The organism is Microbacterium thalli, assembly GCF_028737325.1.
GTDB classification, from domain to species: domain Bacteria; phylum Actinomycetota; class Actinomycetes; order Actinomycetales; family Microbacteriaceae; genus Microbacterium; species Microbacterium thalli.
Map to the genome: position 1 here is coordinate 965,445 of NZ_JAQZCH010000001.1, position 17,411 is coordinate 982,855.

Here is a 17,411-nt window from a genome sequence, read left to right on the forward strand (position 1 = left end):
GGCTGCGCGGATATGGTGGAGTCACTGGGTTCTGGAGGGTACTGCGGAGATGCGGACTGATTCGCCACTGTGGCGTGTCATGGGCGACGCTGCCCAGGCGCAGGAAGCCGAGGCACTCGACAAGATCCGCCAGCTTCTGCCCGACGATGGAATCGCCCGCGGATGGGCGAACATCACCTTCACCGACAACCACGGGCGGCTCAACGAGGTCGATGCTCTCCTGCTGACTCGCAACGGTCTCTTCGTCGTTGAACTCAAGGGGTGGCACGGCGAGATCACCGGCGATCAGCGCATGTGGCGCCTCGGGAACCGCACCGAGAAAAACCCTCGGCTGCTGGCTAACGACAAGGCGAAGCGCCTCCGCTCTGTCCTATCCGACCTGGCTCGCACCGCAAACCTCCCCAGCAACGTAGTGCCGTACGTCGACGAGGCGGTCGTGATGCACGGGCGTCGATCAAAGATCCGGCTCGACCGGTTCGGCGCTGAATCGGTCTGGGCATTGGACGGATCCGAGGTCCAGGGACTTGCTCCCGACCGCGCATTCTCGTCGTTGCTCGCGCAACAGCCCACCCGCGAACCAATCGATCTCCCACGCGCCAGACAGATCGACGCGCTGATGGATGCCGCGGGGCTGATGCCGCGACCCCGCCAGCGCATGATCGGACATTACCCTCTCGACTCGAGCGAGCCGCTCGGTGAGGGGCCAGGCTGGCAGGACTTCCTCGTCAACCATCCCGACGGTGTCACGAAGCGGCGCATCCGCCTCTTCCCTTACCCGAAGGGCGCGGATCGCGAGACCCGCGCCGCGGTCGACCTGCGGGCACGCCGCGAGTTCCGCCTCACCGACGGCATCGTGCATTCCGGGATCATCGCCCCGCTCGACCTCCTTACGCCCGAGGAGGGCCCAGCGCTCCTCTTCCCCTACGATCCCGACGAACTGAGCCTCGAGGACTACCTCTCGCAGCACGTCGATGACCTCACCTTCGAGGCGCGCGAGCGCATCGTGCAAGACCTGACCGAACTCGTCCGTTTCGCGCACGGCCAGCGGCTCACTCATCGGGCCCTGTCGCCCGTGAGCGTGCGGGTTACCGACACGGGTGACGACTCGGTCACTGTGCGGATCCGGGATTGGGATCTCGCGCGGCGTCGAGACTCGGAGACCTCCACGGCGACTGTTGTGTCGAGGGGGATCACCGATCTCGTCGGCGTCGTGGATTCCGAGGCGCTCCTCTACCTCGCGCCTGAAACGCTTCGGAACGCGACCCCCGCGTCGGCGCAGACGCTCGACGTGTACGGCACCGGAGCTGTCGCCTTCACGGTGCTGACCGGAAAGCCGCCTGCGGCGAACCTGCCTGCGCTCGAATCACTCGTAGCTTCGGACGCGACAGGGCTCGATCCCCGGTCAGTGATGCCGGAGATCTCGGACCGTCTCGCTGGCGTCATTGCGCAAGCCACCGCGTTCGACGAGATGGAACGCACCCTGGACATCGCAGATTTCCAGGTGGCGTTCGAGGACGCGCGTCGCGAGACGCACGACGATGAGCCGATCGTCGCGCAGACGGATCCACTCGACGCATCGGTGGGGGAGATCATTGGTGGCCGCTTCGAAATCGCGCGCCGCCGCGGTTCGGGGTCAACGGGCGTGGCTCTCGAAGTGCTCGATTACGAGGCTGGTCGTGAGGGCGACATCCTCAAGCTCGCGAAAGACGACGCAGCCGCCGCACGCCTGCAAATCGAAGCATCGGTGCTGGATCGGCTGGACCACCCCCGCATCGTGAAGCGCTTGGACGGGCCTCTGCCCGTCGGCACGCGCCAGGGCCTCCTGATGACGGATGCCGGCACCGAGACGCTGTCGGACCGCATCCGTCTCGAGGGTCGCGCCACGATCGAGCAGCTCGAGCGTTACGGTGCAGACCTCTTCGAGGCGGTGGCGCATCTCGAGCAGCGAGGGGTGTTCCATCGCGATATCAAGCCGTCGAACCTCGCCGTCAAGCCCGACCCCGGCACCCGCAAGCCGCGCTTGACTCTGTTCGATTTTTCCCTCGCGGAAGAGCCGCTCGCGAACATCAAGTCGGGATCGCGGCCTTACCTCGATCCGTACCTCGGCGTGAGTGTGCGGCGGCAGTTCGACTCGGCCGCTGAACGCTTCGCGGTTGCGGTGACGCTCTTCGAACTCGCCACCGGAGACCCGGTTTGGTGGCCGTCCGGGGATGCGCCTGCGAACGCGACGGATGCGCCGGTCGTGCAGCCGAGCATGTTCGACACGGGTGTCACTGAAGGCCTCGTCGCGTTCTTCCGCACAGCGCTCGCGCCGGACGCTACCGAGCGGCATCCATCGCTCGACGCCATGCGCGCGGCGTGGGCAGCCGCTCTCGCCGGGGCGACCATTGACGACGCCATCGCAGAGGCGAACGATGCGAAGGCGGATGCCGCGTCCGTCGACACCCCGCTGACCGACGCCGGCCTCAGCGCACGTGCGCTCTCGGTTGTGGCTCGGGTCAACGCGACAACCGTCGGCGAGCTACTCGGCGTACCGCCGATGGTCATCAATCAGATCCGCGGCAGTGGCGAGCAGGTCCGTCGCGAGATCAGCGCGCGTATCCGACAGTGGCGTGAGCGTCTCGCGCACACGACCACGACGACCGAGGTTCCCGCGACAGGTGGACGCCGTGCCGTCGAGAACTTCCTCAGCGGCATCTCGCCCAAACCCGGGGAGTCGCCCGAGGAGCGCTTCAGACGGTTGCGCAAGGGTGGAACGCTCAAGACGGCGGCCGACGATGTGTCCCGGTGGCTGCGGGACTTCGAGAGCATCGCGACTGTCGAAGAGCTCTCGGCCAAGCTCCTACGCGAGTATGGGTCGTCCATTGACGATGAGCAGCAGCGGACGAAGGTTGCGACCGCCGTTGTGCAGGCGATCCTCGAACTCGATGCTCGGTACCGCGATCCGAAGTTCGTTTTCCAGCGGGCGGCTGACCGCACCCGAATCATCGTCGCCTACGCCCCTGAAGATGGCTCGGGCATGACGTTCGACGACGCAGAGGCGCACCTCGAGGCAATCCTTCACCGGGCATCGATCATCGATGAGCTCCTCGATGCGGATGACGTCGTACCTGCTGCACGCGTCCGTGAGGCGCTGCGGACCGACGAGGAGAAGCCGCTGAGGTTGAGCGATGCTCGCATCGCGCAGCTCGCGATCGGTCTCTCCGCACGAGGTCGGCAGTCGTCGATGGGTGAGGCGTATCGAGTGGACTTGTCGCCCGCGAGGGCGGTGGAGCATGCCCTCCGTTCAGCCGCGACGCGCGAGGTGGCAGAGGTCACCATCGAACAGCGTGTGCGCGCTCGGTTCCCCGCCGTTGACAGCATCCCATCGCGACCTGCGCTCGACGTCGCGGTGAGAGCCGCGATGCCGTATCTCGAATGGCGCAGCGATCTCCGCAAGTACGCGATGCGCGCTGCGGACACGAACTCGGCGACCGCGACCGCGTCCTCGACGACGTGGGGACGCGCCACCGGGGACGACGCTGTGGTGGCTCGACTGCAGGCGTCGCTGCGAGAACGAAGTGCACTGGCTCTTGTGTTGACTCGGCGGAGACCGACGTCGCTCGTGACGACGATGCTCGCCCACGCCTACGACACGCGTGTCATCGATCTTGCAGACCTTGCATTGGATGCACTGCGTGAGACCGCCGCCGACAAGAACATCCAGTGGAATGTCGTGCTTGATGCAGATCGGCCGGATGCCGGCGGCACCGCCCAGCGAAACCTGCAGCAGCTGGCTCGCCTCGCGATCGTTCCTCGATGGAATGAGCTGATGGAATCGCCACAGCCGCTTGTGCTCACCAACGCGGCGGTGTTCGGTCGGCTTGGCCTCGTCGATCTGATCGCGTCGGTGATGGACATGTCGACCTCGCGCGCCGCGGCCCGTTGGTTCGTCCTTCCGCGTCCACTCACGGGTAGCACCCCCGATCTGGACGGCGTGCCGATGCCGTTCGGTGCGGATGGTTGGCTGGAGCTTGCCGTCGATGCCCTGCAGTTGGGCGACAGCGAGTCGGCGGCTCCCCTCTCAGCTGCGACCACCGCTCTCACCAGAAAGGCCAGCGTCTCGTGATCGACTCCGCTGCTCTGCTCGCTGACCTCAAGCGCGAACTCAAGACGTTGGAGGCGGACCTGCGGGTGCGCGCAGAAGATCCTGAATCCCCTTGGGGTTCGCGGCTCAGGGATGAATACGGGCGTGCTCAGGCGCGGGAGCGAACGGGGCTCGCGTGGATCGATTGGCGCGACGGGCAAGTGGCGCAGGCGGGTGTCGCATGGATCATTGCGACGGTGTTCATCCGTTTCTGCGAAGACAACGGATTGCTTGCCGGGGCGACGCGTGACGGGCGCTCGGTGGCTCAGCCTTGGATCGCTGGGCCTGGCGATGGGCTGGAGCGCGCGGTGGAGAACGAGGCCGCTTTTTACGCGGCGGCGCCAACCATGACCTCGCGAGACTGGCTGCAGCAAGCGTTCGGCACACTCGCCGACCTGCCGGCTGGCGCCCCGCTCGTCGACCGGAAACACTCGGCCGTCTGGCACGCCGAGATCTCGGCGACCGCAGCAGATGGGCTGCGCGACTTCTTCCGCCGCACGACACCCGGTGGGGAGCTGGTGCACGACTTCAGCGACCCGCAGCTGGGCACGCGATTCCTCGGCGACCTATACCAGGACCTCTCCGATTACGCGAAGAAGACATTCGCCCTGCTGCAGACGCCAGACTTCGTCGAGGAGTTCATCCTCGATCTCACGCTCACACCTGCAATTCAGGAGTTCGGTCTCACCGGTCTCAAGGTGATTGACCCCGCGTGCGGCTCAGGACACTTCTTGCTCGGTGCGTTTGAACGGCTGATGGCGGACTGGAGCGCATCCGCGCCAGGCCTGGACCGGGGAGACCGCGCTCAGCGCGCGCTTGACTCGATCCACGGGGTCGACCTCAACCCGTTTGCCATCGCGATCGCGCGCTTCCGCCTCACGGTCGCGGCGATCAAGGCGGCGGGGATCACCACTCTGGTCGCCGCGCCCGCGTTCCGCTATCACCTCGCCATCGGTGACTCCCTGCTCGGTGGACAGAGCCCGGAAGCGAAGCTCGACATGGGCGACGGCGAGTACTTCGCCTATCAGGCCGAAGACCTCCAGGAGCACGCGAACATCCTCGCGCCGGGGCAGTACCACGTGGTCGTCGCGAACCCGCCGTATATCCAGCCGCCGGACGCGCGGCTGCGCGACACGTATCGTGCTCTCTACAGCACCTGCCACGGAAAGTACGCGCTCTCAGTTCCGTTCATGGAGCTGCTCTTCCGCCTCGCGAAGCAACCAGATGCGGCCAGCGGCGCCGGACATGTCGGGCAGATCACGTCGAACTCGTTCATGAAGCGAGAGTTCGGCAAGAAGCTCATCGAGCAGTTCCTGTCGGGCAAATACACCGGCACGACTCGCCCCTCCTATGTCGACCTCAGTCATATCATCGACACTTCAGGCGCCTACATTCCAGGTCACGGGACGCCGACTGTCATTCTCGTGGGCCGGCCGCGCAGGCCGCAAACCGACAAGGTTAGTGCAGTGCTCGGTGTGCGTGGAGAGCCGGGGCAGCCTGCGGTGCCGTCGCAGGGCTTGGTATGGACGGACATTGTCGCTCACGTGGATCAGCCGGGATACAACGGCCAATATGTCACCGTGTTGGACGCTCCGCGAGCGACGTATGCGAGCTTTCCTTGGTCGCTGTCCGGAGGTGGGGCCGGCGAACTTAGGGCACAGCTCGAGGCAGCGGGCGCGACGCGCCTTGGGACAATCCCATTCCGGATCGGTGTTTTCGGGGTGCTTGGTGCGGACGAGGCATTTATTACACGATCGGATGAGGTGCGTCGCGTTGGCGAGCCGAATTCGTTCCGCCCGCTGGTAGTGGGCGACGCGGTGCGAGACTGGTCAATTGGACAGACGGAGCCGACATTCTTTCCCTACAACGCGCAGCACATACTGCAGCCTCTGGAGGACTTTCCCAAACAGGCGAGGTCGATGTGGAGAGTGCGAACTGAGCTGGGCAACCGCGCTACATTCACGCGAGGAACATACTTCTCGGACGGTCGCCCGTGGTACGCGTGGCACCAGATTCCCCAGGACATAGGTGCATCTGGCTGGACCATCACTTTCGCGTTCGTCGCGACGCACAACCACTTCATCTTGGACCGAGGTGGCAAAGTCTTCAACCGTTCAGCGCCGGTGATCAAGCTTCCAGCGGACGCCACCGAGGACGATCACTTCGACCTGCTCGGCGTGCTGAACTCCTCTACCGCCTGCTTCTGGCTCAAGCAGGTCAGTTATCCCAAGGGCGGAGATCCGATGGGCACGGGCGGAGCGCGCGTCAGCCTTGAGCCCTGGAGTGATCGCTACGAGTTCACGGCCACCAAGCTTGAGGAGTTTCCGCTTCCGCCGGTCTCAACGCGGGAGATCGCTAAGCGATTGGACACACAGGCGAGCCAACAACGGGCTGACTCTCCGCGAGCGACTCTCGCGGGCAGCGCGCGGGACATTCGCCGGGCGCTTGATGAAGCACGGACTCGCTGGGGCGAGGCTCAGCGGGCGCTAGTGTCGCTTCAGGAGGAGCTTGATTGGCAAACCTATGTCGCCTACGGTCTCGCCGATCAGGCGCTGGCTCCGGCATTTGATCAACTGGTGCCGATTGATGCGAACGAGCGCGTGATGGAGGTTGGACTAGCACGAGAGGTTGTTCCAGGGTGGGAGAACACTAAGTGGTTCCAACGTCACGGTCGCGCCGCCAATCTTGCTGGGCCGAATTCGGAGTGGCCACCTGCTTATCGCGAACTATGGTTCAGTCGTTACTCGGCGATTCAGAGCAACCCCTCACTTCGAATGCTGGAGCGCCCTGAGTACAAACGGCGATGGGCCGGACCCTCGTGGGATGAACTTCAGGCGAGTGCGGTGAAGGACGCGCTACTGGATCGGTTGGAGTCGCCCGAGCTGTGGCGCGACGGCGCGGGCCGACCGCTGGCAAGGTCCGCAGCTCAAGTCGCCGACGACCTCCGCCGCGACGAGCGAGTACGCGAGCTGCTGACGATTCACACCGGCTCACCCGACTTCGATCTGACGGCCGAGATTGGCAAGCTCCTTTCGAACGAGGCAGTCCCGCCGTTCGCGCCCCTGCGCTACAAGCCCGCGGGGATTGAGAAGTTTCGAGCATGGGAACGCACGTGGGATCTGCAGCGCGCAGAAGACCGGGGCGAGCGGGTCGACGTTCCGGTGCCTCCCAAGTACGGCCAGGCTGACTTCCTGAAGTCGACATACTGGACGGCACGAGGAAAGCTCGACGTGCCGAAGGAGCGGTTCCTCTCGTTCCCTGGGGCTCGACTTCCAGATGACGCAACCGAGCTCTACGGGTGGGCAGGGTGGGACCACTCAGAGCGAGGGCAGGCCATTGCACGTCTCGCCAATGAGTTGTCGCGTGCGGGCGCGCCGGAAGACCAGGTGGTTCCGCTCCTCGGCGGGTTGATCGAACTGCAGCCGTGGCTCGACCAGTGGTACAGCGGCATCGACGAGCGGTCGGGCGTCAGCCCGGCATCCGCCGTGTCGGCTGCCACCACCGCCCTGCTTGGACGCCTCGGTATTGGGGTCGACACCGTTCTCGCCTGGCGCCCGGCGCCCGCGACTCGTGGAAGGAAGAAGGCATGACCTTCACCCTCAACTCGCCGCTCCGTGACCTCATCGACCTGCCAGAACGAGTCGAGGCGGCGGACTTCGTCATCAAGCTGGACGAAGGCGTTGCACGGCACGAGCAAACGATTCGTGACTACGTCGTGACCAACGCGATCGCTGACGCCGTCGGTGAAGGGCTCGACCTCGTCGCTGGCTCACTCAGCCGACAGTCGTCGCGGGGGGCGTTCCTCGATGGATCGTTCGGTGCGGGTAAGTCGCACTACATGGCGGTTCTGCATCTGCTGTTGTCGGGGCACATTCCGGCGCGGCAGATCCCGGGGCTAGAGGCTGTTGTTGCGGCGCGGCAGGACATCCTTGAGCGGCGCCTGCTCGTTGTGGATTACAACCTTCTCGGAGCAAAGTCCTTCGAAGACGCTCTGTTCGGTGGGTACCTTGCGGCGATCGCATCGAAGCACCCCGAAGCGGCCTCTCCGATCCTGCACGTGAGCGACGGACTGCTCGCCGATGCGCACACCCTGCGCGAACGCATGGGGGACGACGCGTTCTTCGGCGGACTCGGCGGCGGGGATGCGGCATGGGGTGACCTCGGTACCGCGTGGGATGCCGTGAGCTTCGAGGCCGCAGCTAACGCCGGACCCGGCAATGACGACCGCGACCGCCTCGTTGGAGATCTCGTCTCGGCCTACTTCTCGGCATCCGTCCGTTCCGGCGAGTGGCTTCCGATGTCGGACGGGCTACAGGCCCTGACCGCGCACGCCAAGAGTCTTGGATATCAGGGACTCGTCTTCCTCATCGACGAGATCGTGCTCTGGCTCGGTCAGCACCTCGCCGACCAAGCGTGGGTTCAGAACGAGATCGAAAAGGTCGTGCAGCTCGCCGAGAATGCTGCGGCTAACCTGCCGATTCCGATCACCTCCTTCCTCGCTCGGCAGCGCGACCTGCGTGACTTCCTCGGGACGCACGTCGCTGGGGCTCAGCGCGTCGCTCAAGGGCAACTCTTCGCTTACTGGGAAGACCGCTTCGACAAGATTCGATTGCAGGCGGCTGACCTCCCCAAGATTGTCAAGCAGCGTCTGCTGCGACCTGTCGATCGTGAGGCCGAGCTCACCCTCGGCACAGCTCTCGCCGAAGTTCGACGGGACTACGCGGCCTGGGGATACCTGCTCTCCGACGACGCGAACTCCGACGAGAAGGACTTCGCTGACGTCTATCCGTTCAGCCCCGCGCTGGTCGACACGATGGTTGCCCTGTCGACGCTGATGCAGCGCGAGCGCACCGCGCTGAAGCTGATGGCCGAGTTGCTCGCTGAAGGTCGCGACGACCTTCGGGTGCGTGATGTGATCCCGGTCGGTGACCTGTATGCACCCATCGTGTTGGGCGGGTCACAGCCTCTCAGCGAGGAGATGAAGCGCCACTTCGCCGTCTCCGCGAAGTTCTATCGAGAGAAGATGCGCCCGTACCTCTTGCGCAAGCATTCCCTCAGCGAAGCGCAGGCGGCAGATCTCGATCGCGACCACCCGTTCGCGACCGAGGACAGGCTGGCGAAGACGGTGCTCATCGCAGCTCTCGCACCGCAAGCGAAGTCTCTGTCGAACCTCACGGCCGCGAAGTTGGCGGCGCTCAACTGGGGCACGATCTCCGCCTTCATCCCCGGCGACGAGGCGGGCCAGGTGCTGGCGACCGTGCGACAGTGGGCGACCGAGTTCGGTGAGATCAGCATCGGCGACGGCCACGACCCCATCATCACCGCCACGCTGAGCGGCGTTGATTATGACTCGATCCTGGAACGCGTGAGCACGGAAGACAATCTCCAGACGAGGCGAGAGCTGGTGCGCCGTCTCATTACCGACGAGTTGGGGCTGCCCGCGGCATCCGTCAGCCTCGTCGGACTGCCCCTCAACCACGTCTGGCGTGGCCAGAAGCGCGCTGTGACGGTCAAGTTCGGCAACGTCCGCGACGAAGCCGAGGTGCTAGATAGTGATCTGATCCATAGCGACGAGCAGTGGCGAGTGGTCATCGACTTCCCCTACGACAGCGGAAACTACTCGCCTGCCTACGATGTCGTCCGACTGCAGAAACTGCGCGATCAGGGGCGGACCGCGAACACAATCGCATGGATCCCGAACTTCCTCTCCGAAGTACGCCAGGACGACCTGGGCAAGCTCGTGCTCCTTGACTACCTGCTCACCGGCACCAGGTTCGATGCCAACTCTGACCACCTCCCGCTCGCCGACCGCGGCCCGGCGAGACAGACGCTGGAGACAAGGCAGCGCACCCTTCGTGACGGGCTGACGACAGCTTTGCGTCAGGCATACGGGGTCAATACGCCCGACGAGGGCAATGTCGACGCCGAACTCGCCGGCAACCAGATCTTCTCGCCGCTTGTCGAGGGGCTCACCATCGCACCGCCGCCCACGGGCACGCTCCTCACCGGGCTGAAGCATGCGCTCGACACCGCCTGGAAGCATGAGTTCCCGAACCACCCCGACCTCGGCATCGAAGAGGTCACGCTTCGCCGCCTGAGTGACGCGATGGACCTCGTGACGGGAACGATCGAGGCCGGCGGTCGTCGTCAAGGACTCGGTGCCGCTGAACAGAAGCTCGCGCGAGACATCGTCGCGCCGCTACGCCTCGGCGCGTTGAACGAGAACGTCATGGTGGTCGATGCCGCGCACTTCGGGTGGAACTCGGACTTCGCCCGTTGGGAGGGCGAGCTGGGGACAGGGATCACCGTCGGATCGCTGCGTGCGAAGCTCAGCGACTGGGGAATGACCGCGGCGATGGAGAACGCCGTACTGCTCACCTGGGCTGCACTGGGGAACTGGGAGTTCGTCGGTGTAGGACAGCCGTCATTGCAGTCTCTGCCTGACGGTGCCGCAGTGCGTAAGGCGAATCTCCCCGACAGCGGTGACTGGGAACTCGCGAAGACTCGAGCCGGTCGAATCTTCGGCGTTGCTCCCGAGACAAATCTGACGCCGCGCGCGGTCGCTCGATTCGGCGGCGCCATCAAGGCCGCCCTCGAGACGAGTGCAGTCGCCGACCTCGTTGCCCAGCTCGACGAGCATGGCGACGTGCTGGGCATTGAAGCATCTGTAGAAGTCGGCCGTGCAGCGACCGCCCGACGTCTCAACGATCTGGTGGCAACCACGCGGCAAGCGGCGAACGACAAGTCACGCATCGAGGCGCTCGCTACATTCGACCTGCCAGACGAGCTCAGCGCTTTCGGGCGCACGTATGCAACGGCGGAACGGCTGGCGCGCGAGCTTCGCACACTCGACTGGCCGATCATCGCTGCGGCGCAGACGCGCGCCGACACCTCATTCGATGCTGCGCTCGCGGAGTTGCGTAGCGCAGCGGCCGTCGATGAGTCGGTCGTTCCGCTCGAGCCGCGCTTGAAGGACGTCGCGATGCGCGCGCGAGCCCTTGTGGTGCAGCCGATGCCGGGTCCCACTGCGCCCCCGGTGGTCACGCCGACGCCGGTTAAGCCGGTGCCCATCGACACGGACCCTGGTGTCTCCACTGCAAGCGAGACCTCGGGGACACGCCACGCGCCGCTGACAGACCTCGACAGGGTTCTGGCTGAGCTCCGAGCGGAAATCGGCGACAAGGCGGGGCCCGGTGCCGAAGTGACCATCACCTGGCGAATCGACTGATCCGTGGGCGCTCCGACCGTCTCAGAAGCAGCTCTGCGCCAGCACGTTGACGCCTGGCTGTCGTCCGCACGTCGCCAATCGCGGACGCTGGTTGTGCGTGCCCAACCGACCTGGTCGGGGCCGCCCACGATGACGGTGCGCGACACGTCGGTGAAAGTCGTTGAAGGGGTCTCGGGTCTTGCGGCTTTGGACTCGATGCGCGCCGCCGCCCCGGACGAGGTCGTCGTGATTCTGACGGCGCTCACCGAGCGCGAGCTCGGGTCTGCAGTGATGCTCGACGCGCATCGTCAACGGGTGAGTGAGCTCGACGAGTGGAGCATGGTTCCCGGGCTGTTCAGTGTGCGGGATCAGGTTGTGCCCCGCCATGTCAGCGACCTCGGATTATGGATGCCGAGCCTGCTGCTGTCTGTTCGTCCCGAACGCGGGTACCCTCCCGCTCCCGGCGCCACGCTGACGCCAGACCACGCGGTGAAGTCCCTCATTATGGCGATCCTCGGACTCGGGCGTCTCGACGACCTCGACCTCGTCACCTGTCTGGCTCCGCTCGACGATCTCGGCGTGCGTGCACGCCTCCGGGCCCTCGATCCGGAAGTGAGGGACTCGCTCGTACTCGCCGTGTTCACGCACATCGGCCCGGACTTCGCGCTGGCGCTTCGCGCGGCGCTCGCCGGGGGGCACGTGTCGGTCGCAGCTATCGGGCTGGTCTGCGGTGAGTTGTGGGCGTCTGGCACTAAGACGCGGGACCCATCGACGATTGCGGCGCGCGCGCGAATCGAGTCCTACATCGGAACCGGGGCCTCGCCTGACGCGGCGCAAAGGTTCGGCGACGCCTCACGCAGACTAATGCGCCGGCTCATCGACGATGTTCATGGGCGCGAGATCCTCGATCAGGCGGAAGCCCTGTGTGTCGAGATCGACTGGGCCGATGGAGCCGCGGCATCCGACTACCTTCTCTCGGGTCTGCGCGCTCGCGTCGTCGCCCTCGGTCAGGCGATCGAGATGGCCGTGGACGTTCAGGGGACCGGCGAAGCAGCGAGCGTCGAGCACGCATTCGCAGCAGTCAAGATGCACCACGCCGCTTCGACCATCTCCCGTCCGCTGCAGACGGCGGCGATGGCGGTGCGCCTCGTGAGGTGGCTGAGCACGCAGCGTTCGGCTCCCGCGAACTTCCTTGATGCCCTGATTCGCTACTCGTCAGATGGTGCATGGGTCGAGCGCGCGCTGGGCGACATCTGGGATGGTGACAACGATGCGAGGCTCGCGCACGCGTACGGGCGACTCGCGAATGCGGTGCAGAGTGCGCGACAAGCGCAGGACCAGGATGCAGCCCGGTTGCTTACGGGAGGCATCGCCGTAGATTCGTCCGTGCCCGGTGCGGAGTCGCTTCTCACGCATACGGTCGTGCCGCTGAGCGGACTGGCTCCGGTGCTCCTGATCGTGCTCGACGGGATGAGTTTCGCGACCGCGACCGAGCTGGCAGACGAGTTCGCCGATCGTGGCTGGACGGAACTCGTCCGACGCGACACTCTGCGACGCGGATCGGCGGTTGCGGTGTTGCCGACGATCACCGAGTACTCCCGCACGTCGTTGTTCGCGGGGGAGCTGCTCGCAGGAAACCAGCAGACCGAGAAGGCCCGATTCTCGGCTAAGGTCGGCGGAGTCGCGTTCCACAAGGACGACCTTCGGTCTGACGCAGGTCACGCGCTCCCATCCGCAGTCACGACCGCGATCGCGGATCTCGACCGCAGGATCGTCGGTGTCGTCCTCAACACCATCGACGACGCACTCGCGACCGCCGAGGTCGACGCACTCCGGTGGCACGTGAACCAGATATCGAACTTGCCGGCGCTGCTTGACGTGGCACGCGAGGCGGGCCGGGTCATCATCCTCACCTCCGACCATGGACACGTGGTCGAGCGGGGGAGCGCACTGCGCAGTGCGCCCGGTGCCGCAGCCCGCTTCCGCGATCCTTCGACGGGTCCGGCGCAGTCCGACGAGGTGTTCGTGAGCGGTCCTCGCGTACTTGCGCCCGGGGGTGCAATGGTCCTCGCGGTTTCCGATGGCGTGCGGTTCGCAGCGAAGCGCGCGGGGTATCACGGGGGCGCGGCACTCGCAGAGATCGCTATCCCGGTCATCGTCGCTCAGCCCAGGGGAGCTACAGCGCCGGATGGCTGGGTGGAGGCGCCTCCGCAGGAACCCGTGTGGTGGAACGAGCCCGTGCGTGCCGACCCCGACACGCCGGTTGTGGCCGCGGCGCCGGCGAAGCGGCGGGTTCGCGCAGTTGTAGCAGACACGCCAGCTTTGTTCGAGGACATCCCGGCCGAGACTCCGATTGCCGCGCCGGTCGTGCCAGTCGATGAGCAACTCGTGCGGAGCGAGACGTACCGCGAACGGCAGGCGCGGGCGAGTCGCCATCCGATCGACGACCAGACGGTTCGCGCGATCGTGGCATCCCTCGTCGCGGGCGCAGGGCGTGCGCACCGTGACACCGTTGCAGTCGCGGCCGGCGTTGCAGCGTCCTCGCTCCCCGGGGTGCTCGCCTCGTTGAGGCGATTGCTCAATGTTGATGGGTATGCGGTGGTCGATCTCGACCCGGACCAGGTCACGGTGACCCTCGACGAGACCTTGCTCCGCGAGCAGTTCGAGCTCGGAGGTCGGCCGTGAGTGGGGTGAGCGCGCGGCGGCGGCGCGAGATCATCGATGCGCTGCGGCGGGGGACGGTGCCTCAGCGAGGTCTGGACGTGATGGCAGTGGGGCTCTATCGCTTCGAATCCGCTCTTGTCGACGAGCTGGATGGGGTCGGCGAGGGCGGTGCCGTGTTCAAGGCAGTGCGCGGTGAATACGGCGCCGGAAAGACGTTCTTCGCCCGATGGTTGATCGAGACCGCCAAGCAGCGAGGGTTCGCCACGGCCGAAGTGCAGATCTCGGAGACCGAGACGCCCCTGCACAAGCTCGAGACCATCTTTCGGCGAGTCACGGAGAACCTCGCGACGGAGTCGACCGCGCCGAGCGCTTTCCGCGAGGTGATCGATGAGTGGTTGCGCGTTCTCGAAGAGGACGCCGTCGACGCCGGAGCGAACGCCGCCGATCGCGATGCGCTTGCCGAGCGGACGCAGCAATTGCTGGAACAGCGTCTGTCGGTCGTCTCGCGGACAGCGCCGGCCTTCGCTGCTGCTCTTCGCGCGTACCACGCGGCTACTGTTCGAGGAGATGTCGAGACGGCTGACGGACTGATCGCGTGGCTCGGTGGACAGCCCCACGTGTCGGCCGCCATCCGTCGCGGAGCCGGCATCCGCGGGGACCTCGACCACTTCGGTGCGTTCGGCTTCATGCAAGGCCTGCTGGCCGTGCTGCGTGACGCCGACTATCGAGGGCTCGTTCTCGTCCTCGACGAAGTCGAGACGCTGCAGCGCGTGCGCAGTGACATGCGAGAGAAGTCGCTCAATGCGCTGCGGCAACTCCTCGACGAGGTGGACGCCGGCCGATTCCCGGGTCTCTACGTTCTGATCACTGGAACGCCGGCGTTCTTCGACGGCACGCAGGGAGTGCAGCGGCTACCTCCTCTGGCGGCTCGGATCGGTGTCGACTTCAGCGGGGACCCTCGATGGGACAATCCCCGGGCGCCCCAGGTGCGGTTGCTCGGATTCCAGCGCGAGAGCCTCATGGAGCTCGGAGACCGGGTTCGGGATATCTATGCGAGTGGCAGTCCAGCCGTCGACCGGATCGATGACCTGGTGACCGACGAGTACCTGGCGGGGCTCGCGGACACCATCGCCGGGCGTCTCGGCGGCAAGGTCGGCGTCGCGCCTCGGCTCTACCTGCGAAAACTGGTGGACACCCTGGACAAGGTCGAGCAGTTCCCCGACTTTGTACCGCCCGCGGCGGCGGGGGTCGTCGTTGCCGACGGTGAGCTCAATGCGGATGAGCGGGCCGCGGTCGGTGGGATCGACAGCATCCACCTCGATGTCTGAGAACGCAGAACTCACGGGAGCGCTCGAGTACCACGTTGCGAACACACTCGGGTGGTATGACCTTCGACCTTTGCAGAAGGCATCGATCGAGCCTGTGCGATCGGGCGCGGACTGCCTGCTCATCGCGCCCACGGCAGGCGGGAAAACCGAAGCGGCGACCTTCCCCGTCCTGTCGAGGATGGTTGACGAGGAGTGGCAGGGGCTCAGTGTCATCTACGTCGCGCCGCTCAAGGCTCTGCTGAATAACCTGCTGCCTCGACTCGAGCAGTACACCGCTTGGCTCGGGCGACGAGTGGCGCTCTGGCACGGGGACGTGGGTGACGGCGAGCGTCGTCGGATTCTGAGCGATCCACCCGACATCCTGCTCACAACACCGGAGTCGCTCGAGGCGATGCTCGTCTCGCGGCGCGTGGAGCACCACCTATTCTTCCGCTCCGTGCGCGCGCTCATCGCCGATGAGGTGCATGCTTTCGCAGCATCCGACCGCGGATGGCACCTTGTCGCGGTGCTCGAGCGACTCCAACGCCTGTGCGGACAGCGCATTCAACGGATCGGGCTCTCGGCGACCCTAGGAAATCCGGACGACGTGCTTCGGTGGTTGCAGGGATCGAACGTGGATGCGGGAGCGCCGGCTCGCGTGGTGGTCGGTGAAGGCGGCCTGCCAGTCGAGCCCGACGTCACGCTCGACTTCGTGGGCTCGGTGGACAATGCGGCCACTGTGCTGTCGCAGATGTTCCTCGGGGAGAAGCGACTCGTGTTCTGTGAGTCACGCTCGCAGGCTGAGGAACTCGCGTTCGCGTTGCGGAGCAACAGTGTCGAGACCTACGTATCGCACTCGTCATTGTCAGTCGACGAACGCCGTCGCAGCGAGCGTGCGTTCGCGGAGGGCCGAGACTGTGTGATCGTTGCGACCTCGACCCTTGAACTCGGCATCGACATCGGCGACCTCGACCGGATGATCCAGCTGGACTCGCCAAGGTCGGTTTCGTCCTTCCTCCAGCGGCTCGGGCGAACCGGGCGGCGTGCCGGGTCGGTACGGAATGCGCTCTTCCTCGCGACCGACAACGACACGCTCCTCCGCGCGGCCGGGATGCTGCACCTGTGGGGGACTGGGTTCGTCGAGCCGGTCGTGCCTCCGCCGTCCCCTCGGCACATCGCCGCTCAGCAACTGTTGGCGCTCGCACTACAAGAGGGGCGGTTTGCGCGGGCGTCGTGGCACGAGTGGTGGGCGGGGTCGCACGTCATGGACGGTGCCGACGAAGTGCTCGACTACCTCGTCGAGCAAGAGTTTCTCGCGGCAGATGGACCGTGGCTGTTCATCGGTCCGCGTGCCGAGAAGGAGTTCGGGCGACGACACTTCCTCGAACTCCTGTCGACGTTCATCGCAGACCTTGAGATGAAAGTGATCGAAGGACGCCGCGAGATCGGATCGATCGCGCCGCTGTCTCTCACCACGCAGGTGATCGAAGGCAGGAAGCCGCTGCTGCTCGCTGGTCGAGCCTGGATCGTCGAATCCATCGACTGGGACCGTCACGTGATCGTTGTGCGGGAGGACCTCGCGAAGGGCCGCGTGCGGTGGGGATCTGAGCCGATGCCCGAGTCGTTCGAGATGGTTCGTGCGCGTCGCGATGTGCTGCTGGGGGCGGATCCTTCAGTACGTCTGTCACAGCGCGCTGTGGCGCGGCTCGCAGAGATTCGGACGCTTCGGCGGGATCAGGTCGTCGACGACGGGCTGGTGCTGGAACGCGGTGACAAGTCAACGGTGCTCTGGGCGTTCGGTGGCTTGAAGGCACACGCGACGCTACTCGCCGCGCTTCCGGGGGAGGTGGCGGATTCGGCAACCGCGGACAACGAGACGATCAGGTTCAACTTCCCGTTGAAAGTCGATCTCCTCGATGGGCTGAGTATCGACGGCGTGCTGCCCGAAATCGCTCCGCGAGCCGTCGATGGGCTGAAGTTCTCGGTCGCGCTGCCGGATGAGATTGCCATGTCAACTGTCGCATCAAGATATGTGGACGATACGGGAGCGCTAACGACCACTCAGTCGGTGATCGTCGAGCGCCGACGAGATTAGCGCGCTTCAACT

General features: G+C 65.5%; 6 protein-coding genes. All 6 read left to right on the top strand.

Going from position 1 to position 17,411, the window contains the following annotated elements; all coding sequences use genetic code 11:
• Positions 1-79: 79 nt before the first annotated feature.
• Genes PUW82_RS04775 through PUW82_RS04800 form a run of 6 tightly spaced genes read left to right on the top strand, consistent with a single transcriptional unit; the run spans position 80 to position 17,399 of the window.
• The gene (locus PUW82_RS04775) at positions 80-4,108 is read left to right on the top strand and encodes a protein kinase domain-containing protein (RefSeq protein ID WP_210007015.1); all 4,029 of its coding nucleotides are present in this window, start codon (positions 80-82) and stop codon (positions 4,106-4,108) included.
• Positions 4,105-7,716: a BREX-2 system adenine-specific DNA-methyltransferase PglX gene (gene pglX / locus PUW82_RS04780; RefSeq protein ID WP_274221171.1), complete on the top strand. Its 3,612-nt coding sequence runs from the start codon at positions 4,105-4,107 to the stop codon at positions 7,714-7,716. The genes PUW82_RS04775 and pglX overlap by 4 nt, the downstream gene beginning before the upstream one ends.
• Positions 7,713-11,354: a DUF6079 family protein gene (locus PUW82_RS04785; RefSeq protein ID WP_210007017.1), complete on the top strand. Its 3,642-nt coding sequence runs from the start codon at positions 7,713-7,715 to the stop codon at positions 11,352-11,354. The genes pglX and PUW82_RS04785 overlap by 4 nt, the downstream gene beginning before the upstream one ends.
• A 3-nt stretch (positions 11,355-11,357) precedes the next feature.
• On the top strand, positions 11,358-14,018 hold the full coding sequence (gene pglZ / locus PUW82_RS04790; protein WP_210007018.1) for a BREX-2 system phosphatase PglZ: 2,661 nt from the start codon (positions 11,358-11,360) through the stop codon (positions 14,016-14,018).
• A gap of 5 nt (positions 14,019-14,023) precedes the next feature.
• Positions 14,024-15,325, top strand: coding sequence for a BREX system ATP-binding protein BrxD (gene brxD / locus PUW82_RS04795; protein ID WP_210007019.1), 1,302 nt, complete (start codon positions 14,024-14,026; stop codon positions 15,323-15,325).
• Positions 15,318-17,399, top strand: coding sequence for a DEAD/DEAH box helicase (locus tag PUW82_RS04800; protein WP_274221172.1), 2,082 nt, complete (start codon positions 15,318-15,320; stop codon positions 17,397-17,399). The genes brxD and PUW82_RS04800 overlap by 8 nt, the downstream gene beginning before the upstream one ends.
• Positions 17,400-17,411 lie beyond the last annotated feature (12 nt).